Below are 23,019 nucleotides of genomic sequence, written 5' to 3'. Positions count from 1 at the left end.
TTGCTCGCCATCCCCTTGGCAATTCATCCCTTTTCAGCCTCGCCGCAGCCGAGCTCTCAAGCGGGATGACCTCGATATCGAGCATTGCTGCCCGATGGAGGGTGATGTGGCACGCCACTTGCCGGATTCCGGGCACTTCGATCGGCTGCGTCATGCATAGGCAATCTCAATGCCCGTAGAAACGCAAGTGCGGCGCGAACGCTCTTTCAGGCGGTTGTCAGCGTGTTCTTGTAGCAATGATGCGCGAAAAGACGGAGCTTGAGACCCAGTTTGATGAAGGCCAGATCTATCAACGAACATATTGCCCGCGACGGGCAATTGGCCTTCTGCGCGTACGCCTGCATGGTTCTCAGCCCATGAAGGAAACACCAGTAAATCTCGCCGGCAACTGCCGCGCACGCCTGGTCAATGGTGTCAAGCGCTTCTTCGAAGCGCCAACGCTCTCGCCCCCGGCAAACCGCGCCTTTCTTGAGCGTCCGATTGCAATCATCCTCATTTTCCTCACCCTGTCGCTGCTGGTGATGGTGACCGCCGACTATCCGCTGGGCGTCTGGATGAAATCGTTCCCGCATCAGCTGCGCGGGGCGGCAAAGTGGATCAGCAGCTTCGGCACCGGACTTCTGGTTTTGTCATTCAGCGGCGCCCTGCTGATATTCGCTGTCCTCGCCCCGGCGCATAAATTGCGTAAATCCGCACGGACGGGCACCGATCTCATCGCGACTGCCGCCGCCTTCATCTTCCTCTCCGTCGCCGGCGTGGCCTTGTCGCATCGCTGCTCAAGAACACCATCGGCCGCGCCCGGCCGGAACTCCTGCAGACGAATGGCGCGTTCTATTTCCAGCCTTTCGCGTTTCACGCGGACTTTGCATCCTTTCCATCCGGGCACTCAGCGACTGCAGGTGCCATGGCTATGTCGCTAGCACTGGTCTTTCCGCGTCTGCGTCCGGTTTTCATGCCGGCCGGTGTATTGATCTGCCTGTCGCGCCAATGGGTGGGTGCCCACTGGGCAAGCGACACCCTGATGGGCTGGGGCGTTGGAATAGCATTTGCCCTGTGGCTCGCCCATATATTCGCCCGCCGCCAGCTCTTGTTCGCATACGGCTCCGACGGGCATCTATGTCTTGGGGAGCGATACAAGACCGTGCCCATGACCTTGCGCGCATTGCTGCGAGGGAAACTTATCAGAGAGACAAAGCTGGAAGCAGCGGTAGAGAAAGCATGTCCCGCGAAGTCCAACCTTCCATCCCAGACAATGGAAACGCAATCCTGACACAGGCCGAGGCTTAACACCCCTCCCAGGCGTTTCGTTTGAAGCACCTCCGATGATCCGGCTATGGCATCCAGACGGCACCGACTTTCCGGTCGCGGCCGCGCTCCATCGACAATCGAATGAAAATATCGAAAGGCTGCGACGGATTTGCCGATCGCGGCCGTTCAAGTGCTGAAGGGATAATAATCAAGCTCTTTAGAGGACATCATGAGAAAGATTATCTTGCTGGCCCTTGCGGCCACAGCCTGCTTCGCAACGATCTCACAAGCCGAAGCCGCCGACGGATGCGGCTACGGTTTCCACCGCGGCCCCTATGGCCATTGCCGCCCCAACGGCCGACCTGTCGTCGTCGTGCCCGTTGGCCCGGCCTATGGCGCCTTCTATCCGGGACGCGGCTATTGGGATGGACATCGCTACTGGGTACACCGCGAGTGGTGGCACGGCGGATGGCGTTACCGCTAAGCCCAACATCCGACCCGATCGTCGCGATCGGGTCGGATCTACTCAGCAGATAGGTAGAGCATCTGTCTCTGCGCCCCGTCATGATCCGCATCACACGCTTTTGTGGGCTCGCGAGCGACCGCTTCCGATCCTGCAATTGACGCGTAGCTCGTAGCCGGGCAAAGCTGTCGGTAGAACCCGCCGCAGGAACTCCGACGCCCGCATGAGCGACAGCAATACCAGCCAATATCAAGGCCCTATCATCGTTTTCGATGCCATGTGCGTCCTGTGCTCGGCCAATGCCCAGTTCGTGCTGCGCCATGACCATGTCGGCCGCTTTCGCCTCGCCTCCATGCAAGATGAGACCGGGGCGGGGCTCTATCGGTGTTTCGGCATCGACCCCGCCGATCCGGACAGCATGATCGTCGTTGACGGTGCGCAGGTGCTGCGAGACAGCGATGCCGTGCTTGGCATCTATGCCGGCCTCGGCTGGCCCTGGAAAGCATTCTCCCTGCTGCGCCTCGTTCCAAAAGGGCTACGCGATCCCACCTATCGCTGGCTGGCCCGCAATCGCTACCGCATCTTCGGCAAGCGCGAGACCTGCTGGCTGCCGACAGCAGAGCAGGCGGACCGCATCCTTTGAAGAAAGTCCTCGTTCTTGGCGGCTATGGCGGCTTCGGTTCGCGCTTGTCACGACGGCTGGCCGGCGACGGTTTCGAGGTTCTGGTTGCCGGGCGAAACCGTGAGGCAGCAGAGGCCCTTGCCCGTCAATTGCAGAACGCAACTGCACTGCGCGCCGACCGCAATGGTAGCCTGACTGCTATCCTAAACGAGCACAGGCCATTTCTGCTCATCGATGCTGCAGGGCCATTCCAGCAGAGCGACTACCGGGTTGCCGAAGCCTGCATCAATGCAGGCGTCCACTATATCGACCTCGCCGATGCCCGCGAATTCGTCGGCGCGATTGGCAAGCTCGATGAACAAGCCCGAGCGGCCGCGATCTGCATCATGTCAGGTGCATCGAGCGTTCCTGCCTTGTCCAGCGTCGTCATCACCGAACTTACCCATGACATGGACGAGGTACGTTCGATCGAGATGTCTATCGGCGCTTCCAACCGCGCAACGGCGGGAGCCTCGGTCGCATCCGCGATCTTGAGCTATGTCGGCAAGCCGGTGCGTGTGTGGCGCGGCCGGCGCTGGCAGGAAAAGATCGGCTGGCACATGCTGAAGCGGGAAACCTACGCTATTTCCGGACAGCCGAGCTTGCAGCGACTGGTCGCGCTCGCCGACGTGCCGGATCACGATCTGCTGGTCAACCAGGTAAAAGGACGACCGAGCGTCATCTTCCGGGCCGGACCGGAATTTGCCTTCCAGACCTTGGCATTGTGGCTGCTATCCTGGCCGGTTGCTTGGGATTGGATCGCGTCGCTGCGCGGATTTGGGCGTCTCCTTCTGCCGCTTCAGGGTCTTACAGTGCGGTTAGGCACCGCACGTTCGGCTGTCACGATAGAGGCAAAAGGGATTGCGCACGGCGCGATGAAGGCCCGGCGCTGGACGCTGATTGCCGAGAATGGCGATGGCGTGGAAATCCCGACCCTTCCCGCGCAATTGCTGACGCGCGCCTTGCGAGACGGCCGGCTTTCGCCCGGCGCCCGGCATGCAGGCGGTCTCTCGCAGCTTGCCGAGTTCCGTGAACTGTTTCAGGCATTGGCCATCACCGACGAAACGAGGGAAATGTCCTATACCCCGCTTTATCGGCGCGTCATGGGTCAGACTTTCCCTCTCCTGTCCCAGCCGGTACGTGCCATGCATGAAGTCTTCGGCGACGGCGGGGCGGAGGGTGAAGCGGTCGTCAGCCGCGGAGCCTCCCTTGCCGCCCGCCTGGTCGCCAAACTGTTCGGATTTCCCCCAGAGGGAATTCATCCTCTGCATGTCTCCTTCGAGGAAGAGAGCGGCACCGAGTGCTGGACCCGCGACTTTTCGGGATTGCGTTTTTCCAGTTGCTTGAGCGAGGACAAAGGTCATCTCGTCGAGCGCTTCGGCCCGCTTCGCTTCGCATTCGATCTCCTCCCGCGCGGCAACGGGCTTAGCATGGAGATCCGCGGATGGTCATTTCTTGGCGTTCCTCTGCCGCTCTTGCTTGCGCCGCGCAGTACGGCCTATGAATGGTCGGAGAGCGATCGTTTCCACTTCGATGTCTCGATCGCCCTGCCTGTCATCGGCTTGATCGTCCACTATCGCGGCTGGCTACAGCAAGTCGATTGATCCAACACCGCCGCCGCTGCATGACGATTGCCGCTACCGGTCGGTTTCTCGACCGATAGCGAACGATGCCAATCGCCGTCACTCGGCCGCGCTTGCTGCGTTGAGGACCGCCTTGACCGTTGCCGTTGCAACGTCGTCGTCTATGCCGACGCCGAAGACCTGCCTGCCGTCCGGCCGGGCGCATTGCAGATAGGCGGCTGCCTTTGCGTCCGTTCCGCGACGCAGCGCGTGCTCCTGATAGTCGATGACGCTCAACTCGACGCCAAAGGCTTCAGCAAGCGCCGCCAGCACCGCCGAGACAAGACCATTGCCGCGACCCGAGACGGCAATCTCTCGATCCCGATTGTGGATGCGGCCGGTGAAGATGCGTTCCGACCCGGAGCCTCGGCGAAAACCGCCTTCATAGTCGACCAAAGTGAAGCTGCCGGTATCATCGAGGCGATAGGCGCGGACGAATTCCGCCCAGATATCCTCGGCGGTCAGCTCCCGCTTGGTCTCGTCGGCCAGAAGCTGCACGTGCCTGCTGAAATCGACCTGCATGGCACGCGGCAATTTCAGCCCCTTGTCTTGCTCGATCACCCAGGCGACGCCACCCTTGCCCGACTGGCTGTTGACGCGGATGACCGCCTCGTAGCTCTCGCCGATATCGGCGGGATCGACGGGCAGATAGGGCATTTCCCAAATGCCGTCGTTGCGGCGCTCGTGAGCGGCAAACCCTTTGCGGATGGCATCCTGATGCGAGCCCGAGAAAGCGGTGTGTACCAATTCGCCCGCATAGGGATGGCGCGGATGAACAGGCAGGCCGTTGCAATATTCCACCGTGCCAACCACCTCGCGAATAGAAGGAAAATAAAGCTCGGGGTCGATGCCCTGCGTGTAGAGGTTCATCGCCAGCGTCACCAGATCGACATTACCTGTGCGCTCGCCATTGCCGAAGAGGCAACCCTCCACGCGGTCGGCGCCGGCAAGCAGGGCCTGTTCGGCTGAGGCCACCGCCGTGCCTCGGTCATTATGCGGATGAACGCTGATCACGACGGCTTCTCGGCGAGAAATGTTGCGGCAAAACCATTCGATCTGGTCGGCATAGACGTTCGGCATTGCCACCTCGACCGTGGCGGGCAGGTTGAGGATGGCCGGGTGATCCACTGTCGGCTGCCAGACGTCGAGCACGCGCTCGCAGATCTCAAGCGCGAAATCCGGCTCGGTGAAGCAGAAGGTTTCAGGCGAATATTCGAAGGTCCAGTCGGTATCCGGCTGCTTGAGGCTCTCCTCCAGCATCGCCGTCACACCGTTGACGGCGAGATCGACGATCTCGTGCCGCTCCATGCCGAAAACCACGCGGCGGAAGAGCGGCGCGGTGGCGTTGTAGAGATGAACGATGGCTTTGCGGGCGCCAATCAAGGATTCGAAGGTGCGGGCGATGAGATCGCTGCGTGACTGAGTCAGCACCTGGATCGCGACATCCTCGGGAATCCGATCTTCCTCGATCAAGGCGCGGACGAAATCGAACTCGATCTGCGAGGCCGATGGAAAAGCGACTTCGATTTCCTTGAAGCCGGAGGCGAGCAGCATGTCGTAGAAGCGCAGCTTGCGCTCGACATCCATCGGATTGGCAAGTGCCTGATTGCCATCGCGCAGATCCGTGGACAGCCAGCGCGGCGCCTTGGCGAGCCGTCTGCTCGGCCATTGCCGATCAGGCAATTCGATGGGTGAGATAAAGGGACGATATTTGGTTTCGGGATTCTTCAACATGATCCGTTCCGTTGCGTGTCGGTATTTTGGGAAAAAGCGGACAGCAGCCTACGGTCGCCGGGATGCCGTCAGTCCCGACGACCGCCGCTAAGTCGCAGCGCAACGGAAACAAGCAGATCAGCAAGCGTGTCAGTGGAGCCTGCCTGCAGATGCAAGGATGCGATGGCTGCTGGATGCAGCCTGTCGAAACCATGCAAATTGCGGGAGGGGATAAACACCTGACGAGAAATTCCTGCTTGAACGAACCCTAGGTTATCGCTCCAAGCCATGTTATTCTCACGTGTATGGATCAATTATCGTCGCAAAAGGATCAAGCACATTTGCAGTTTGGTGTCAGCATCACTGACGACGTTTCCGTCATCGCACATGATGATCACCGTTTCTCCAGCCCCAGGCACAGCCACCATCAGGCGCAACTCCTCTACGCCGTTGGCGGCGTAATATCCTTGACGACGGACAGGGGCACCTGGGTCGTCCCGCCAAGCCGCGCGGTCTGGCTGCCGCCAAACCTCGAGCATGTCACCACAAGCCATACGAGCGTTCGATTTCGCTCGCTGCTGATCGAGGCCGAGAGCAATGCGGCCCTGCCGAAAGACTGCATGGTGGTCGAGGTTACGCCGCTGCTGCGCGAGCTTATCCTCCGGCTCGCCGAACTCGTAGACAAGTCCGACAAGCAGGAAATGGCGGACGCCGTTATCCGCTTGCTCCTTCTCGAACTGAGCTTCCTGCCGGCGCAGCCGCTCAACCTGCCGATGCCAACGCATGCGGTACTCGCCGAGTTCTGTCATCGGATGCGTAACGAGCTTGCTCTCGAACTCCCCACCGAACAGGCAGCCCAGCAGCTCCATATGAGCCGGGCAACCTTCATGCGGCTGTTTCAACGCGAGACGGGATTGAGTTTCGGCAAATGGCGCCAGCAGGCGCGAATGCTGAAGGCCCTGACTTTATTGGCGGAAGAAAAAAGCGTTCTCGATGTCGCCCTGGAATGCGGCTACGACAGCCCGAGTGCCTTCTCGGCGATGTTTCGGCGCTCCCTTGGGCGGTCGCCGCGAGACTATTTTCAATCCGCATTAACGGCCTGAACTCCCGGCACCATATCGCAGGAAGGCAATCCCTATCGTTCGTCGGCTAGGCAACCGAACATGCGAAAGTCATGGAACGCTCCTTTGAACCATGCCTTCTGGCGAAGCGTGCCTTCATATCGGAAACCGGCCTTTTCGAGAACCCGATCGGATCCGACATTTCCCGGCAGCGTCCAAGCCTCGATACGGTTCAGCGAAAAATCCTCGAAACCGCATCGCACGATGGCCCGCGCCGCTTCGCTCATCAGTCCTTTGCCCCAGGATGACGGGTGGAGTTCATACCCAATTTCCGCCACTCTCGCATGCCGGTTGATGCTGTTGAAGCGGATGGCGCCAATCAGCCGTCCTGATACGCTTTCTTCCATGATCCACGCGCAGCCCTTCCCCTTGGACAAAGCCGTGCACATCCATTTCAAAGATCGCTCCGCCTGAGGCTTCTTCGGTGCATCCGGCCAGTTCGAAAACCGTGTGACCTCCGGGATCGAAAGCAGTTCGTGCCAGCCTTGGCAATCATCAGCGGTCGGCTCGCGCAGCCGCAAGCGATCGGTCGAGAGTGTGGGAAAACTATCTTCAGACAAGGCCATGATACGCCTTCAAACCTCCCGAAAATTGGCGAGAATGATCTCGCGCCAGATCCGGTTGGGCGCAACCCAGGCGTCCCATTCATTGTATTTGCCGGAATAGATGACGACGGCGATGTCCGCATCGGGCATCAGCCAAAGCCTTTGTCCGCCGTTTCCAAAACCGGCATACCATGGCCGTGCGTCGGGAAATGCCGGGGCCGGCGCATCGCCGCAAAACCAGAGCCTGCCATAGCCCAGACCATCTCCAGTTGGAATCGCCGGTGTCAGCGACTGTGTGATCCAGTCTTCGGAAATGATCCTTTGGCCGCGCCATATGCCCTTCTGCAGAACGAGCATGCCGATCTTCAGCAGATCAGGGGCAGTCAAACGCAGCCCCGACGCTGCGGAAGCCACGCCGTCATGTCCGGTAGACCAATGAAATGTCGCGATATCAAGCGGCTCGAACAAGGCTTCCCGAGCGAAATCGGGTAGGGATTTGCCGCTGCCTCGCTCGATGATTGCCCCCACAAGCGCGACGCTGCCGCCGGAGTAGATCCAGCGCGTCCCAGGCTCGGCAATGATCGGACGTTCAAGGACGAAACGATAACGATCCTCCGCCATTTCCATGGCGATTTCGCTGTTCAGGGGATCGGCATAGGGACGGTCCTCGTCCCACTCCATTCCAAGCGTCATCGTGAGTGCATGTTCAATGGTGATCCTGGATCGATCGCCATCAGCACCGAGATCGGCATATTCGGGAAATTGCGCGAAAAGCGACGCCTCGGGCGGCGGCACCAACCCCTTGTCCAGTGCGATGCCATAGAGAAGACTGACGACACTCTTGGTGACCGAGCGAAGATCGTGAAGCGTCTCCGCGTCGAATGGGACATCGCCGAGCGCCGCACCCCAGTTTTCATCGCGACCAGTCGTATAATATTCCAGGAACACATGCTCCGAGCGAGCGGCAAGTACGACATGCAGGTCCCGCAGCAGGCCGGCTTCAATCCCGGCCAGAAGCTTGCGCCCAACTTCCGGATCAAGACCCAATGCCTGGGAAGCCGTACCGCCTAGGGATGTTGCTGTGTGAGATGTAGTCACGAAATCTCCACTCCCATTTCGCAATTACCAGCGCAACCGACCGATGCGCCTTTCGAGGCACATTTATGCGCCATCGAGAACAACGATATTTGACGCCTGCAGCGCTTCGGGCCGAAGCACGGCAACGCTGTTTCGCATGCTGAATGAAACCCAGGGTTTTGCCAATACCCTCGTGGCTTGAAATAGAGCAGCCCGTAGCGAATGCGATGGGCTAGCCTCTTTTCAGCGCCTCTTGTGCTCCCATCGCAAAGGCTGCGACAGTCTGGTTGCGCCCGCTCAGCTTCGCCTTCAGCAGAGCGCCGTCGGCACGGTTGATCAAGGTCGTCGTCGGCCCGGAAATCGGAGAGGAGGCTACGCCGACCGAGATGGAAAGCGGCCCGACGATACGGCCACGATAGGAGAAGGGCGTGGTGAACACGCCGGTGCGGAGTTTCTCCGCCAGCCGGAAGCCCTCCTCATCGGCAATATCGGTCGCAATCACCGTTAGTTCCTCCCCGCCGAACCTGTAGGCCGTGCCGGCACCGCCGACCGTATCGGAGACGATCTGCGCGACATGGCGCAGCACTTCGTCGCCGGCATCGTGACCGAACTCGTCGTTGAAGCGCTTGAAGTGGTCGATGTCGATCATCATGCAGACGACGGTACGGGCGGACTGGTCGCGGTGGAGCGTGTTCAGAGCCTCGTCGAGGGAACGACGGTTGAACAGACCGGTCAGTGCATCACGCACCGCGAGGCTGGTCAGTTTGTCCCGCAACTGCAGATTGGCGATGGCAAGGCCGATATTTTCGGCGATCAGCTCGAGGTAAAGCTGCGGCGCATCCACGGCGGTCGCATCTTTCGTGCGATCTTCGAAATAGAGCAGTCCGATCGCCTCGCCGAGCGCGGTCAAGGGAACGCAGAGCCCCGGAACGCCTGATTCATCCAGATGCTGGCACGAAATATCATTGTCTGCGACATGGCTGACATGCGGTCGTCCGCGACGCAGCCCCCAGCAGGCCGAGGCCGGGAAAGACGGCTCTGTGTGCGCCGGATCGAGCCATCGGCTGACCTCGGACAGCGCCGATCTGCTCTCGTTCATTGTATAGAGGCAGCCGGCAATGCCAGGAAAGATCTGCGGCACGAAGAGGGCTACAACCTCAGCCAGCTCATTCTGGGCGTAGCAGGCCTGGAGGCGATGCATCATCTGCAAGATGAGATCCTTGGTCTGCAGATCCCGCTTGCGCTCCGCATCCAGCCGGTTGCGCTCCAGACCGTTCTCGCGGAAGACCTGTATGGCATCGTTCATCTCGCCGATCTCGTCTCCCCGGCGATCGTTGGGAACTTCGACGGTGTAATCCTGGTTTGCCAGCCGATTGACGATCCCCGTCATGCGCACGAGCGGCAGAGCGACCCTCCGCCGCAGGATGAAGTAGAGGACCGCAAGAAATATCGCGGCGGTCAAAGCAAGCATCACCTTGGCGACATCAGCCCAGAGATCGCTGCGTGCCTGCGCGCTGCGCACAGCGGCCTCGGTGCGCGCGGAGGCTAGAGACCGAAACTGGGTGACGGCGTTGAGCAGCGCCGTTTGAGTACGCTCGTGCTCCGGACCGAACAGTGTCTCGCGGGCACCCGCCTGATTGCCGCCGGTATAGCTTGCAACGGCCGTCTCCTCGACCTTGTCGAGCGCCTCCGCATTGGTGGCCACCTGCTCGACGATCTGAAGTTCACCATCCGGGATGCCAAGGTTGCGCAGCGCATTGATCGCGGTATCGCGGCGACGCTCTTCACCCTCATCGACGGTGAAGGCATCGAGGTGCCTGGCATCGCCGCGCATGACATAGAGACGCGCTTCATCCGTCGTCTCCTCTGCCCCCAAGGCAAGCTCCTCGCCCATGCTGTTCAACAGCAGGTGCTGCTCCACCGCCTGCCTTTCCTGGGTGGCGCTTCGGGCCGACAGAATGAAAGCTGCGGCAGACAGCACGGTCAGAACCACGGTGATCCCGTAGGCCCAATTCGTAATTGTCGTAATTCTCATATGCCGGCTTCCTCTGCGTCTCGTTCATGCGTGTCTGAAGTGTCTGTCTCGCCGATCCCTCAGTTATGACATCTGTCTATCAGGATAAAGCGCTAGTGAACCACGGGGAATGATGTTTCCGGCGCCATGTCGCATGAATCTGCCTGCCCCCTGCAAGGTAAGGGAGGTTGGCGCTACCTCCACTGACGAGAATCCCGGTCCCGACTGAGGGGCCGACCCCGGGACTCCCGGCTGTCGTCAGGGGTGCGTACGACAGCACGGCCACCAAATCGATTTTCAGATCGGCAATCCATAGGCCGACTGGAAGCTGGAAAACATAAGCTTAAGTTCCACAAGTAACTGCCCCGTTTCGGGACACCTGCCCGGCAGCTGCAATTATTATAAAATTCTTCTGCAGCTAAATCTGCGTTGGTTTGCTTAGCATTACGACCAGACGACCAGCTTGAACCGGGACAATAATTGACGTCTCATGAGCGCGTGGGATCGCAACCAAAAACTTGCAATACGCTCCCACGATGTTGTGCTTTCCTTTAGCCATTTGTCGCGATACAAAACACCGCGTCCCACCGCGCGGATGGATATACATGAAATCGAATATGCATTTCTTGCGGTCGACGCTGTTGGCCTTGATCTTCGGGATCGCTGTCCTTGTCGTCATCGTCGGCTCATCCCTATGGCTGGTGCAGCTCAATAGCGATTACTCATCCCGCACCACCGAACTGCGCAGGTTACGCAGCTTCGGGGCGGATTTGCTGAGCACGATCCAGGATGCGGAGACCGGGCAACGCGGTTACCTGCTGACGACCGATGCCTCGTATCTTGCGCCCTACAACAAAGCCGTCGCCGAACTTCCCGCCCGCCGCACCAGATTGATGGAAGCTGCTTCCGCCGATCCTGACTATGCAGGCAAACTAAAGGGCCTCGATCAAGCCATCGATCTCAAGATGGCCGAGTTGAAGACCGCCATTGATTATGCCCAGCAAGGAGACATGCCTGACGCCGTCGCGTTGGTGAAAACCAACACGGGCGAACTCTACATGCATAATATCAGGAGCATACTCGGCGGCTTCCTGGCCACAATCGACGATCGCTTGCGCACGATCGTCTCCGACCAATTGTCCGCCGCCGGGAACCTTCGCTGGGTTACGATCTGCGGCGCCCTTGCGATCGTCATCGTGCTTGCCGGCGCGATTGCCATCATCTTCCAGCACATACGCGACCTTTCCCGGGCGCGGGAAGCGGTGCTGCGCCTCAACACGGGGCTGGAAGAACGCGTGAACGAGCGAACACAGGACCTGATACGCGCCAACCAGGAGATTCAACGCTTCGCCTATATCGTCACGCACGATCTGCGCGCGCCGCTGGTCAACATCATGGGCTTCCTGAGCGAGTTGGAAAACTCGATGAAATCGCTGCGCGCCTATGTGCTTACCGAAAAAAGCAAACCGGATGAAAACGATATTCGCGAGGCACGCCTGGCCGTCGAGGAGGATTTGCCCGAAGCCGTCAGCTTCATCCGTTCGTCGACACAGAAAATGGATTCGCTGATCAACGCGATATTGAAAATTTCCCGTGACGGGCGGCGCAAGTTGCAGCCGGAACAGATCGACTTGAAAAGCCTGCTCGATGCGACTGCAGCGAGTGTCCATCATCAGATCGTGGATGCCGGCGGCAAAGCCGAAATCTCGGTTGGCGTAGGCAATCTGATTACAGATCGCTTCTCGCTCGAGCAGATCGTCGGCAACCTCTTCGACAATGCCGTTAAATATCAGATGAAAGGCCGCCCCCTCGAGTTGCGGGTGAACGCCTATCGCGAGGGACGGGACAGGGTGAGGATCGACGTCCGCGACAATGGCCGCGGCATCGCCAAGCAGGATCAGGAGCGTGTGTTCGAGCTGTTTCGACGAGCGGGCGACCAGGATCAGTCCGGCGAAGGGATAGGTCTTGCCTATGTTCGTTCGCTTATCAGAAACCTTGGCGGTGATATCACCGTCGAATCGGATTTGGGAACAGGTAGCATTTTCAGGCTGGTGCTTCCGTCGGATCTCACAAAAATTACAAGGAGCATATCGGCATGAGAGCGACAGGTCAGGAAGTCACGATCGTCATGATCGAGGACGACGAAGGTCATGCAAGGCTGATTGAAAAGAACGTGCGTCGCGCCGGCGTCCACAACGAGATCATTCCGTTCACGCTCGGCAAGAAAGCGCTCGATTTTATCCTCGGCGAAGAGCGCGACGGTCTCGTCAATAAAGACCGACATCTCCTCATTCTTCTCGATCTCAATCTTCCCGACATGTCCGGCATCGATATCCTCGAACAGATCAAGGGGAACGAACACACCAAGTGTCTGCCGGTCGTGGTCCTGACGACCACCGATGATGAACGCGAGATCCAGAAATGCTATGATCTCGGCGCCAACGTCTACATCACCAAGCCTGTGGACTATGACGGCTTTGCGAACGCGATCCGAAATCTCGGAATGTTCTTCTCCGTCATCCAGGTACCTTCGGCTTCCTAATGGCAAACGCGAAAATCCTCTATGTAGATGATGACCCTGCTCTTGCCCGATTGGCGGAGCGCATTTTGTCGCGGCATGGGTATCAGGTGCATCATGCACCTTCGGTCGCCGCCGGCCTCGTGTCATTTGAACAGGAGGAGTTCGATGCCGTTGTGCTGGATCATTATCTGCAGGACAGCACCGGCCTTCATTTCCTCGAGACGATCGGTGAAAAGGCGCTGACGGTTCCCATCCTCTACGTGACGGGCTCCAGCGATGCGCAGATTGCGATCACGGCGCTGCGCAACGGCGCCACCGACTACGTCATGAAATCGTCGGCCGACGACTTCTTTCCGCTTCTTATCAGCACGCTGGATCAGGCGGTGGAGAATCATCGACTGCGCCGGGCAAAGGAAGCCGCAGACCGGCAACTGCTGCTCGCCAAGGAGCGCGCCGAGCTTCTGCTTGCCGAAATGAACCATCGCATAGCAAACAGCCTGGCGCTTGTCTCAGCGATGATCCGCATGCAGATGCAGACCGTCAGCACCGAAGACGCAAAAGCGGCGCTGCTGGAAACCCAGAGCCGTATCTCCGCCATCGCCGGCGTCCATCGCAGCCTCTATACATCGGAGAACGATGGCGAGGTCGAATTCGATGCCTATCTGCGCTCGCTGATCAATGAGCTTTTGAGCACGACGCGCAGCAAAGATCAGAACATCGATGTGATCATGGAACTCGATGCGATGTTCGTGACGCCCAACAACGCCGTGTCGCTCGGCGTCATCGCAACCGAACTCGTGACGAATGCGATCAAATATGCGTTTCCAGGCAGGTCGGGCCACATCTGGATTACACTCAAGGCCGAGGCGGCACGGGCTAGCCTGAGCATACGCGATGACGGCATCGGCTTTGACCTATCCGGCCGCGCCCAAGGAACCGGGCTCGGACGCAAGCTCATCAATGCGATGGCAACCCGACTGGAAGGACAGGTCGACTACGATGTCTCGAACGGGACGCATGTGACAACGAGCTGGAGCCGTCAAAGCGTCTGAGCTTGACATCAATCGAGGCCACGCCTGCACAATAGAATCGGGCGGCCCTGCGACCGCCCAATATATTCATTCAGCCTATTTGAGGATCATATGCGCCGCAAACTGCGGCGGCATCCCTGAGGCCTACTTCATGATTTTCGAGTAATCGAGTTTCGGAGCCTTCGAAAGATCGTCCTTGGTGGTGTCGACATAGGCCTTCCAGCTGCCGTTTTCATTCGACAAGGCAATGGACGCAGGGTCTATCACCACATAGCTCTCTCCAATGCCAAGAAAGCCGCCGACACTGGCGACGACGCCAATAACCGATTTGCCATCGCCGATCACGACATCGGAAACCGAGCCGATGGATTCATTCTGCTTGTTGTAGATCTTGGTGCCGATGAGTTTCGAGGCCACAAGATCGGTATTGCGAATCTCGACATACTTCAAAGGCATGGTTGCGGCCGTTCCCATGGTGATGCCCGGTCCCGTCAGGATGGCATCCGCGCCGGTGGCTGCACTCTGCTGCGCCTGGGCGGCACCTGCAATACCGGCGGCAACGATTAGCGCTGTGGTTGCGGAAATGAACGCAAACTTCATGAATATACTCCTGATTATAATTCTCGGCGACGCAATCAAAATCGACCGCGCACTTCAAAAACGGATTATACTTCAAAAGGTTCCAGCCTTATTTCCTTGAACAAGACATTCACACCGTTCGGAACACCCATCATTGGCGAAAGAAAGCCTCGCTTTGCGGCATGCAACCACAGGCTATAGGGTTTCGGCCATCGCCGGCGCGCAATTTTCCTGAATAGCTGCTCGGGCACTGCACAGATTCTGCAAAGGCGCGCGCCATTGTCGCGCTATGAACAAGACACCCAGCAAACCCAGAACCCCACCCGTTTGCCTGCCTTACAGCCTTCTCAAGGAAGGCTGGTGGCTGGTGGATCGTCATCGCACCCAAGCAGATCCGCCCGCTCGAGGCGCAACGATCATACCCTTCACAATCGACGAACGAGATGAGAGAGCCGATATCCATGAGCGCCTCTGACATGCCCGCCGTGCCGACCAGTCCCGCCAAATATTCCAACCGCAAACTCCTTGTCCTGATCGCCCTCGTCGCCCTTGCCGATGTCCTCATCTTCAATAGGGAGCCGGGCCTCAATCTTCTCCTCCTGATCAATGCCATCGCCATCGGCCTGTTGATATGCTCCAGGAGACCATTGTCTCCTTCAAGGATCATCGGGCTTCTGGCTCTTTGCATCGTCCTGTCGGCACCGCTTCTTGAGACCACGTCATGGATGGGCATCACCCTCAGCCTGCTCGGCATCACATGCGTCTCGCTTGCCACGACCGGACTCTTCCCACGGCATTGGAGCCGCCTTCCAGTCGTTCTGCTTCGCTTTTTGCTGGATCTGCCCGTGCGGCCATTTCGCAGAGCTGCCTACGGCCGGATCTGGCATGCTCGGGTGCAAACACCGGAGAAACTCTGGCATCATCTTCGCGGTTGGATCATGCCGCTTACCTTCGCAGCCGGTTTTATTACCCTCTTCGCGATGGCCAATCCACTGATCGACAAAGTGCTGCGCAGCGTCGATCTCACCTATCTGCTGCAATTCCTGGACCCCTGGCGCATTGCCTTCTGGCTCATCGTCGCCACCTTCATGTCCGTGATGCTTCGCCCGCGCCTCAGACGCCTCACCTGGCGCCGCCGCGAGCAGATCATCGATGCCACAAGATTTGAGAGTGAATTCTTCGGGCATGCGGCGCTGCTGCGCTCGCTGGTCGTCTTCAATGCACTGTTTGCCGTGCAGACGCTACTCGATCTCACCTATCTCTGGGGCGGCGTGAATCTGCCTGATGGCATGAGCCACGCCGAATACGCCCATCGTGGCGCCTATCCGCTGATGGTAACGGCGCTACTTGCCGCCGCCTTCGTGCTCGCCGCCATGCGCCGTGGCGGACCGGGTGACAAGAGCGCGCTTATTCGCGGCCTCGTGCATCTGTGGATCGGGCAAAACATCCTGCTCTGCCTCTCCTCCATCCTCAGGCTCGATCTCTATGTCGAATCCTATTCGCTGACGGAACTAAGGGTCGCGGCCGGTATCTGGATGGGTCTCGTCGCCATGGGTCTCTTTCTCATCCTGCTGCGCATCCTGTTGCGGCGCTCCAACGAATGGCTGGTGGCCCTCAGCATGACGACGCTGGTCATGACGCTTTACGCCACCGCCCTTATCGACATTCCCGCCTTCATCGCCCGCTTCAATGTTGCCCATAGCCGGGAAGTCTCTGGCCAAGGCATGCCACTCGACATCTACTATCTTCGGACACTGGGGCCACCCGCCATCCCGGCACTCGATGCCTTCATGGTCGCTCTGCCTGCAGAGGCAATGGAACGGATCGCTTTCGCCGGCAAGGTCCGCAGCGAGCTTGCCTTGGCCGAGTGGGAGGGACCGAGCGACTGGAGAAGCTGGACTTTCCGCGCCGCCCGCCTCGATCGTTACCTTTACGATCATCCCACCCTTGCAAGATGAGGCTGAAACGAAGAAAAACAGGCGGTACAACTCAAATGGGCACGGCATGATCAAGCGCATCCTCGTGGTCGACGACGAACCTAACATCCGCGACGTGATCTGCTTCGCGCTTGACCGCGCCGGCATGGCGACGACGACAGCCCGCAACGGCACAGAGGCCATGATGGCCTTTCACCGGGGCGGTCTCGACCTGATCGTGCTCGATGTCGGCATGCCCGAGATGGATGGGCTGGAAGTCTGCCGACGGATCCGCAAGACATCCAATCTGCCGATCCTGTTTCTCTCGGCACGCGATGAAGAAATAGACCGGATCCTCGGCCTCGAGATCGGCGGCGACGATTACGTCACCAAACCCTTCAGCCCGCGTGAACTGGTGGCCCGGGTCAAGACCATCCTGAAACGAGCCGGGCATGGCGCCGGACCGGACATCAAGGAAGATTCCATATCCGCCGGCCTGCTGCGCCTCAATCGCGGCGGCCGGACCGCCACCTTCGCCGATGCGCCGCTGATTTTGACTGCGCTCGAATTCGCCATCCTCGATACGCTGCTGTCGCGTCCGGAGATCGTTTTCAACCGCGATCAGCTCATGGAGGCAGCCTACGGGGCGGATATGCAGGTTGCCGACCGCACCATAGACAGCCATATTCGCAATATCCGCGCCAAGCTTTCTGCCGCCGGCGGCAAGGGCATTATCGCCACGGTCCATGGCATCGGCTTCAAGCTGACATCCGTCATGGAAGGAGACGCGTGATGCGTACTCCCCGGGTGAGGCCGAAGTGGCGACCGCCGCTCTACCTCATCGTCTATGCGGTGCTGCTGACCGTGATGACGCTACCCGTGCTGACCGTCATCTGGTTTCGCGCGGTGCGGGTCGCATCCGGCGCGATTGCGCCGGCAGAAATCGCTACCCTGGCCGTCGTCCTGATCCTCACGCTCGTGGTCGCCTACGTACTGACCCGTACCTTGACCGTTCCGATCAATGCCCTGATCGCCCGAACCGACGAAATCGCGCGTGGCGAAAGAGCTGCGATCCGGCCGCTCGACAGCTACGGCACGCGCGAGGTTGCAACCCTCTCGCAGAGCTTCCTCGATCTTGCCGGCAAGCTGGTCGATCATTCCGACTATGTCCGTTCCTTCGCAGCGTATGTCTCGCACGAGCTGAAATCGCCCCTCACCTCGATCAAGGGCGCGGCCGAGCTTCTGCGCGACGATGAAGACGACAATCCGATGAGTCTCGCGCAGCGCAATCACTTCCTCGCCAATATCATCGCGGATACCGAACGCCTGGATATGCTGCTGTCGCGCCTGCGGGATCTGGCGAAGGCCGAACTCCCGTCCGAGCAGGGCCTCAGCAACATGAATGATATCATCGGGCATTTGGCAGCAAGCCTCCGCCAGTTGACCATCATCGGGGACGACGGCACCGACGCGAACATCGCACTGCCCGGCGAAGTCGCCGGCATCGTCTTTGCCAACCTTGCGGAAAATGCCTTTCAAAACGGCGCGACCGCGCTCAGGATCAACATCACGACGGATGGGCGTAAGACCACCATTCAGATCCGCGACAACGGCTCCGGCATTGCCGAAAGCAATCGAGAGCGCATCTTCGAGCCCTTCTTTTCGACACGCCGCGAACAAGGTGGCACCGGCATGGGCCTCGGCATCGTCAGGGCGATGATCGCTTCACATGGCGGGACCATCGAGCTGTCCGACAGCAACACGGACGGCACGACGTTTCAGATCATTCTGCCGCATGTCTCGTAACGCACGAACGGCCTTTATAAAAAAGGGGCTGTGGGTTGATCCTCCCAACCCAAATCTGGAATAGTTCCTGCCGTAAATATCTGTCGCGAGAATCTGACTTTTGCACCTTGTTTTTGCGACCAAACTTCTCAGAAAATCAGTCTAAGCATAGGCTAGGCACCAGCCTAGACCGCGAAGCCAACATTGCTCAGTCGGCGGCTCATCACCGCGGTATAGCCGAGTCACCCTCTTGTGCTCGCCGCTCTCGAATGCTGCCGCAAGCGCCCTTTCCGATTCCGCGTCGCGCATTCCTTCGCAAGGGAAGATAGCCACTGGCGAAATCCATTGCGCGTGGAATTCGTCACCCTTGCGCGTCACCAGGAATACCGCTCCTCGAAGATGCATGTTGCTCCAATTACTGCTGGTGAATCCAAGATCGGTCGTAAGCGGAAGGACCAGCCTTCCGCCATCATTGAGCCGGTCCAGCCAGATATCTGCCGGTCGCGTTGCTCCAGCGTTCACATAGATCACATCGGCTACATCGAAAGCCACGGAGCTGCCATCCCCCTCAACCGCGGAAACGTTCCGATAGGGAGTAAGATTTGTTTTCGCCCGCGCAGCAAGCTCCGGCTCGAACTCGATCGCCGTCACCTTGCCAGAGGTGGCAACGAGGTTCGCCATGATCGCAGAATAATAGCCGGTACCAGCCCCAACATGCACGATATGCTCACCTACTCGAGGCGCAGCTTGCGAAAGCAGGAAGCCATGAAGTGACGGCTGCCCGTTGTTGATGTGGCGCTCCGGGACGATGCCAACGATGTCATCCGTGTAAAGGTAGACCGGATCGGCGGTCGGGGTTGGAACATAGGCTTTCCGCATTCGGAAGATCGGCCAGGGACCGGGACCAAGGAAATCTTCTCGCGGCACTTCGGCGAAAGCCGCTTCAATGCGCTCATCGACAATTCTAACAGCCGCCATGATCTGCTTCGCATAAGCTCGGCGCACGATCTTCAAGTCGTTTGGTGTCATCAGCAGAACCAGCTCTAATGAATAGTTTTCCCGTCGCGAAAACGAGCATTCTGCCACAGTATAGTGGGCAGAATGCTTCAGGAAGATATTGCTAGCAGGATAAACCGCCTAAAACTGGCGTGCCGCAGGTGGACTCGGCATTGATACATGCTTGGATTCCACATTTCAGTTAGGGGCGATGGTTCGACCCATCGCCCCCGATATATGCAGTCATGAAGCCCTAGGCCGCTTGCGACTCCGAGACACCTTCCAGCGCCATGGCTCGCGCCGTGACGAAATCGATCTTGCCGGAGCCGAGGACAGGCACCTTGCCGACTGTGACTTCGGCCGGGACCATCATCTCGGTTGCACCCTTCGCCTTGGCAAAGGCTAGGAAGTCGCTTCGGGTGGCATTCGGCTGATCGGTGAGCAGAACGATGCGTTCGCCCTTCTTGGCATCGGGCACGGAGGAAACCACGCTGAGCGCGCCGGGCCAGAGCTGGGCGGCGAGCGTCTCGATTGCCGCAAGCGAGATCATTTCACCGCCGATCTTGGCAAAGCGCTTGGCGCGGCCGCGGATCTTCACGAAACCATCCTCATCGATGGTGACGATATCGCCGGTATCGTGCCAGCCGTCCGGTAGCGGCTCGAGAACGCCCGGATTGTCGGCGCGCAGGTAGCCGGCCATCACATTGGCGCCACGGATCAGAAGACGTCCACCCTCATCGATGCCGGCAACCGGCTCGAGCTTCCATTCCATGCCCGGCATGATCTTGCCGACCGTTCCGGAGCGGTTGTACATCGGCGTATTCAAAGAGATCACAGGAGCGGCCTCGGTCACGCCATAGCCCTCAAGGATGCGCAGACCGAACTTCTCCATATAGACCTCGCGGGTCGAGGCCTTCACCGGTTCGCGCCGGCGAGAAGATGTAGCGGATCGATCTCAGATCGTAGGGGTGAGCGCTGCGGGCATAGCCGTTCAGGAACGTATCCGTGCCGAAAACGATGGTCGCGTTCGAGACGTAGATCAGCTCCGGCACGATGCGATAGTGCAGCGGCGACGGATAGAGGAAGATCGGCACGCCCGAGACCAGTGGCAGGATCGTGCCGGCGGTCAGGCCGAAGGAGTGGAACATCGGCAGGATGTTGAACACCTTGTCGCCCGGATGGAAATCGATGCGCGAGGCGGCCTGGGCGGCGTTCGACAGGATGTTGCGATGCGTAAGCACCACGCCCTTCGGCGCACCTTCCGAACCAGAGGTGAAGAGGATCACCGCCGTATCGTCGGCCTTGCGCTTGACCAGCGGTCGATATTTGCGGAGGAGGCCAAAGATCTTGTCAACCAGGGTGATCTGCGTGCGCAGCTCATCCAGCCAGACGAACTTGACCTGCTTTTCAAGCTCTTCGACAACGGGGCCAAGCTTGGCCTGCGTGACGAAGGCGCGCGAGCACAAGACATGTTTGACCTCGGCGGTCTTGCAGGCGGACAGGATATTCGCAGCACCGGCCGTGAAATTCAGCATGGCCGGCACCTTGCCCGCAGACATGACGCCGAGGACGGTCGCCGCCGTGCCGTTGGCGTTCGGCAGCATGACACCGAGGGTCTTGTCAGCCGGGAACATCTTCTTGAATTTCGCGCCCAGCACCGCCGCACCGGTGAGTAGCTTGGCATAGGAGAGCTTGCCGGAAAGCGGATCTTCCACGGCGAGCTTCTTGCCGCCGTATTCGTGGGCGCTTTCGATGACACGCCCAAGCACGGTGTTGTCGGTATCTGCCGTGCGGAACATCAGCGACGACATGATCTGATAGAGTGCTGCACCAGCTGCGATGCGCCGCTTGCGGCCCTTCAGCTCAGGAGAAACATCCAGCTTCACCGGCTCAAGGATTGTCACCTTGACCTTGGGGAAGAGACGGCGGCGGACATGGCTCGACGTCAGGTACGAGGCGTAGCTCTTTTCCAGGCCGTCGATACGAACAGGCACGATCATGGCGCCGGTCTTGTCGGCAACCATGGCAGCGCCGTCATAGACCTTCATCAGCGTGCCGGTGACCGTCAGGCGTCCCTCGGGGAAGATGCCGACCGGGCTGCCGTCCTGGATGACCTTGATCAGCGAACGCGTTGCCATCGGCTTCGTCGGATCGAGCGGCAGGAACTTGCAGCGCTTCAACAACGGACGCACCCACCACTTCTTGGCAAAGGCGTAGTCGATGGCGAAGACCGGCTCTTCCTCGGTGATGGCCAGCGCCAGAGCGCCGTCGAGCAGGCTGACGTGGTTGAGCGCAATGATCGGCGCCGGGCCGGCCTTTCGGATGTTTTCCAGGCCCTCTACTTCCAGCCGCATGAAGGCGCGGAAAATGATGGAGATGAGATCGCGAAAGGCGTTGGTCGGCAACGTCTCCAGCATCAACCAGGCAACTGCGACATTCAGCACGGAGATGCTCAGAATGATGACCGGGATCGACAAGCCGATGGCCTGCAGCACCGCCACCAGCGCCAGACCGACTGCGATGAAGAGAGCCGACAGCACGTTTGCCGCGCCGATGACGCGGGCACGCCGGTCTTCGTTTGCCCAGCTCTGCATGGCGGCAAAGGTCGGGACGGCGAGGAAGGCGCCGCCGATGGCCATGCCGGCGAGATCGATCGCGACGAGATGGTCTTCGGTCCCTCGAAGAAGGCGAGAATGGATTCGGCATGCGAGATCGACTGTAGGCCCCAGAGGTTCCAGGCCAGATCCAGACCAAATAGCGCGACGATCAGCATGCCGATCGGTGCCGGCAGAAGCACGATGCGGCCGGCGGCCATCCAGCCGGCGATGGCCGAGCCGATGGCGACGGAGATCGCGAAGATCGCCAGATAGGCGGGCACGACGATTTCCGAACCGCCGAGAATGTCGGTGACCATGATCGGCAGCATCGACATGATGAAGGCGCCGACGAACCAGAACCAGCAATTCATCAGCGACGCACGCCAGATGCGGCTGTCGGCGCGGAGTTCGTTGACCAGCCGATAGCTGGAACGAACGACATTCTTATCGACGACAAGATCGGGAGCCTTGGAGCCGGTCGAGGGTATCATGCGGGCGGAGAACCAGCAAAGGATGGAAAGCCCCATCATCATCGGTCCGAAGATCCAGACATTCTCGCCCTCGCGGAAAGCGACGGCGGCGATCATCGTGCCTGTCAGAATGGCGATGAAGGTGCCACCCTCGATCCAGGCATTCGCCTTGGGAAGATCCCTGCTTTCAAGATGGTCCGGCAGGATGCCGTATTTGATCGGCCCGAACAGCGAGGAGATGACGCCGAAGCCGAAAAGGGCGAGCATCAGGATCCAGATGGACGAGAAGCCGATACCGACGACCGAGATGCCTGCGACAATGAGCTCGCAGCGCTTCAGAAGCTCGGCCATCTTGGCCTTGTCGTATTTGTCGGCGAGTTCGCCGGCAACTGCCGAAAGCAGCAGGAACGGGACGATAAAAATGCCGCCGGCCAGCGTCACCAGCGCGGCGCCCTGAGCGGCCATCTGCGCGAGAATGACGAAAATCAAAGTCTGCTTGAGAAAATTATCGTTAAAAGCGGTGAGGAACTGCGTCCAGAACAGCGGCGCGAATTTCCTCGATCTCATCAAATGGGTTTGCATGACGTTCCCCTCGTTCAGTGAACAAGACGCCACAGAGTGGTTACGCAAAGGTTGAGCGCGAACACAACTCTGTAGCGT

General features: G+C 59.3%; 18 protein-coding genes and 1 pseudogene. 12 read left to right on the top strand and 7 right to left on the bottom strand.

Going from position 1 to position 23,019, the window contains the following annotated elements:
- The first annotated feature begins 356 nt into the window (after positions 1-356).
- From BSK43_RS35940 to BSK43_RS34670, 5 genes are all read left to right on the top strand, one after another.
- Positions 357-920, top strand: a complete 564-nt coding sequence (locus tag BSK43_RS35940; protein WP_246662782.1) for a hypothetical protein — start codon at positions 357-359, stop codon at positions 918-920.
- Complete coding sequence (locus tag BSK43_RS35935) at positions 812-1,270, top strand: phosphatase PAP2 family protein (RefSeq protein ID WP_246662807.1); 459 nt, start codon at positions 812-814, stop codon at positions 1,268-1,270. The genes BSK43_RS35940 and BSK43_RS35935 overlap by 109 nt, the downstream gene beginning before the upstream one ends.
- Positions 1,271-1,477: 207 nt before the next feature.
- Complete coding sequence (locus BSK43_RS34680) at positions 1,478-1,732, top strand: hypothetical protein (RefSeq protein ID WP_077470320.1); 255 nt, start codon at positions 1,478-1,480, stop codon at positions 1,730-1,732.
- Positions 1,733-1,934: 202 nt separating this feature from the next.
- Positions 1,935-2,354: a thiol-disulfide oxidoreductase DCC family protein gene (locus tag BSK43_RS34675; protein WP_077470319.1), complete on the top strand. Its 420-nt coding sequence runs from the start codon at positions 1,935-1,937 to the stop codon at positions 2,352-2,354.
- Entirely contained in the window at positions 2,351-3,976 is a 1,626-nt protein-coding gene (locus BSK43_RS34670; RefSeq protein ID WP_246662781.1) for an SDR family oxidoreductase, read from the top strand. The genes BSK43_RS34675 and BSK43_RS34670 overlap by 4 nt, the downstream gene beginning before the upstream one ends.
- A 78-nt stretch (positions 3,977-4,054) precedes the next feature.
- On the opposite strand, the gene leuA is transcribed toward BSK43_RS34670, so the two are convergent.
- A complete protein-coding gene (gene leuA / locus BSK43_RS34665) occupies positions 4,055-5,728 on the bottom strand; it encodes a 2-isopropylmalate synthase (protein WP_077470317.1) in 1,674 nt (557 codons plus the stop codon).
- A gap of 320 nt (positions 5,729-6,048) precedes the next feature.
- On the opposite strand from leuA, the gene BSK43_RS34660 reads away from it, so the two are divergent.
- The gene (locus BSK43_RS34660; protein WP_136687444.1) at positions 6,049-6,810 is read left to right on the top strand and encodes a helix-turn-helix transcriptional regulator; all 762 of its coding nucleotides are present in this window, start codon (positions 6,049-6,051) and stop codon (positions 6,808-6,810) included.
- 32 nt (positions 6,811-6,842) lie between these two features.
- Here BSK43_RS34660 and BSK43_RS34655 read toward each other — a convergent pair whose 3' ends face one another.
- The 3 genes from BSK43_RS34655 to BSK43_RS34645 all read right to left on the bottom strand — a co-directional run bounded on the left by BSK43_RS34655 (position 6,843) and on the right by BSK43_RS34645 (position 10,485).
- A complete protein-coding gene (locus tag BSK43_RS34655) occupies positions 6,843-7,394 on the bottom strand; it encodes a GNAT family protein (protein WP_077470315.1) in 552 nt (183 codons plus the stop codon).
- A 9-nt stretch (positions 7,395-7,403) separates the two neighbouring features.
- Positions 7,404-8,471 (bottom strand): serine hydrolase, encoded by a 1,068-nt coding sequence (locus BSK43_RS34650; RefSeq protein ID WP_205910690.1) that lies wholly within the window; start codon positions 8,469-8,471, stop codon positions 7,404-7,406.
- Positions 8,472-8,682: 211 nt separating this feature from the next.
- Complete coding sequence (locus BSK43_RS34645) at positions 8,683-10,485, bottom strand: diguanylate cyclase (protein WP_077470313.1); 1,803 nt, start codon at positions 10,483-10,485, stop codon at positions 8,683-8,685.
- Positions 10,486-11,069: 584 nt separating this feature from the next.
- Here BSK43_RS34645 and BSK43_RS34640 point away from each other — a divergent pair.
- The 3 genes from BSK43_RS34640 to BSK43_RS34630 are packed head-to-tail and all read left to right on the top strand — an operon-like array spanning position 11,070 to position 14,037.
- A complete protein-coding gene (locus tag BSK43_RS34640; protein WP_077470312.1) occupies positions 11,070-12,563 on the top strand; it encodes a CHASE3 domain-containing protein in 1,494 nt (497 codons plus the stop codon).
- Positions 12,560-13,006 carry a response regulator gene (locus BSK43_RS34635; protein WP_077470311.1) on the top strand — a complete coding sequence of 149 codons (447 nt, stop codon included), beginning with the start codon at positions 12,560-12,562 and terminating at the stop codon, positions 13,004-13,006. Before BSK43_RS34640 ends, BSK43_RS34635 begins: the two co-directional genes overlap by 4 nt.
- The gene (locus tag BSK43_RS34630; protein ID WP_077470310.1) at positions 13,006-14,037 is read left to right on the top strand and encodes a histidine kinase dimerization/phosphoacceptor domain -containing protein; all 1,032 of its coding nucleotides are present in this window, start codon (positions 13,006-13,008) and stop codon (positions 14,035-14,037) included. The genes BSK43_RS34635 and BSK43_RS34630 overlap by 1 nt, the downstream gene beginning before the upstream one ends.
- A 123-nt stretch (positions 14,038-14,160) precedes the next feature.
- On the opposite strand, the gene BSK43_RS34625 is transcribed toward BSK43_RS34630, so the two are convergent.
- Complete coding sequence (locus BSK43_RS34625; RefSeq protein ID WP_077470309.1) at positions 14,161-14,616, bottom strand: PRC-barrel domain-containing protein; 456 nt, start codon at positions 14,614-14,616, stop codon at positions 14,161-14,163.
- 440 nt (positions 14,617-15,056) lie between these two features.
- Here BSK43_RS34625 and BSK43_RS34620 point away from each other — a divergent pair, with 440 nt between their 5' ends.
- From BSK43_RS34620 to BSK43_RS34610, 3 genes are read left to right on the top strand one after another with little or no spacing between them, the layout of a single operon-like run.
- Complete coding sequence (locus tag BSK43_RS34620; protein ID WP_077470308.1) at positions 15,057-16,553, top strand: DUF4173 domain-containing protein; 1,497 nt, start codon at positions 15,057-15,059, stop codon at positions 16,551-16,553.
- Positions 16,554-16,599: 46 nt separating this feature from the next.
- Positions 16,600-17,304, top strand: coding sequence for a response regulator (locus tag BSK43_RS34615; protein WP_077470307.1), 705 nt, complete (start codon positions 16,600-16,602; stop codon positions 17,302-17,304).
- Positions 17,304-18,317 carry a HAMP domain-containing sensor histidine kinase gene (locus BSK43_RS34610; RefSeq protein WP_077470306.1) on the top strand — a complete coding sequence of 338 codons (1,014 nt, stop codon included), beginning with the start codon at positions 17,304-17,306 and terminating at the stop codon, positions 18,315-18,317. Before BSK43_RS34615 ends, BSK43_RS34610 begins: the two co-directional genes overlap by 1 nt.
- Before the next feature lie 141 nt (positions 18,318-18,458).
- Here BSK43_RS34610 and BSK43_RS34605 read toward each other — a convergent pair whose 3' ends face one another.
- Together BSK43_RS34605 and BSK43_RS34600 are read right to left on the bottom strand one after the other, a co-directional pair.
- Positions 18,459-19,325, bottom strand: coding sequence for a methyltransferase domain-containing protein (locus tag BSK43_RS34605; protein ID WP_077470305.1), 867 nt, complete (start codon positions 19,323-19,325; stop codon positions 18,459-18,461).
- A gap of 220 nt (positions 19,326-19,545) precedes the next feature.
- Positions 19,546-22,941: pseudogene (locus tag BSK43_RS34600) on the bottom strand (acyl-[ACP]--phospholipid O-acyltransferase).
- Positions 22,942-23,019 lie beyond the last annotated feature (78 nt).

Origin of the sequence: Rhizobium sp. P44RR-XXIV, from assembly GCF_001999485.2 — a bacterium.
Classification (GTDB): domain Bacteria; phylum Pseudomonadota; class Alphaproteobacteria; order Rhizobiales; family Rhizobiaceae; genus Rhizobium.
The sequence above is the reverse complement of the archived record's forward strand: the minus strand, read 5'-3'. Positions and strand labels throughout refer to the sequence as shown.

What these genes read in the sequence shown, in the direction of transcription:
- BSK43_RS34610 (WP_077470306.1), top strand. Translation starts at nt 17,304, where the DNA reads ATGCGTACTCCCCGGGTGAGGCCGAAGTGGCGACCGCCGCTCTACCTC.
- BSK43_RS34675 (WP_077470319.1), top strand. Translation starts at nt 1,935, where the DNA reads ATGAGCGACAGCAATACCAGCCAATATCAAGGCCCTATCATCGTTTTC.
- BSK43_RS34630 (WP_077470310.1), top strand. Translation starts at nt 13,006, where the DNA reads ATGGCAAACGCGAAAATCCTCTATGTAGATGATGACCCTGCTCTTGCC.
- BSK43_RS34615 (WP_077470307.1), top strand. Translation starts at nt 16,600, where the DNA reads ATGATCAAGCGCATCCTCGTGGTCGACGACGAACCTAACATCCGCGAC.
- BSK43_RS34640 (WP_077470312.1), top strand. Translation starts at nt 11,070, where the DNA reads ATGAAATCGAATATGCATTTCTTGCGGTCGACGCTGTTGGCCTTGATC.
- BSK43_RS35940 (WP_246662782.1), top strand. Translation starts at nt 357, where the DNA reads ATGAAGGAAACACCAGTAAATCTCGCCGGCAACTGCCGCGCACGCCTG.
- BSK43_RS34655 (WP_077470315.1), bottom strand. Translation starts at nt 7,394, where the DNA reads ATGGCCTTGTCTGAAGATAGTTTTCCCACACTCTCGACCGATCGCTTG.
- BSK43_RS34625 (WP_077470309.1), bottom strand. Translation starts at nt 14,616, where the DNA reads ATGAAGTTTGCGTTCATTTCCGCAACCACAGCGCTAATCGTTGCCGCC.
- leuA (WP_077470317.1), bottom strand. Translation starts at nt 5,728, where the DNA reads ATGTTGAAGAATCCCGAAACCAAATATCGTCCCTTTATCTCACCCATC.
- BSK43_RS34635 (WP_077470311.1), top strand. Translation starts at nt 12,560, where the DNA reads ATGAGAGCGACAGGTCAGGAAGTCACGATCGTCATGATCGAGGACGAC.
- BSK43_RS34645 (WP_077470313.1), bottom strand. Translation starts at nt 10,485, where the DNA reads ATGAGAATTACGACAATTACGAATTGGGCCTACGGGATCACCGTGGTT.
- BSK43_RS34605 (WP_077470305.1), bottom strand. Translation starts at nt 19,325, where the DNA reads ATGACACCAAACGACTTGAAGATCGTGCGCCGAGCTTATGCGAAGCAG.
- BSK43_RS34620 (WP_077470308.1), top strand. Translation starts at nt 15,057, where the DNA reads ATGAGCGCCTCTGACATGCCCGCCGTGCCGACCAGTCCCGCCAAATAT.
- BSK43_RS34680 (WP_077470320.1), top strand. Translation starts at nt 1,478, where the DNA reads ATGAGAAAGATTATCTTGCTGGCCCTTGCGGCCACAGCCTGCTTCGCA.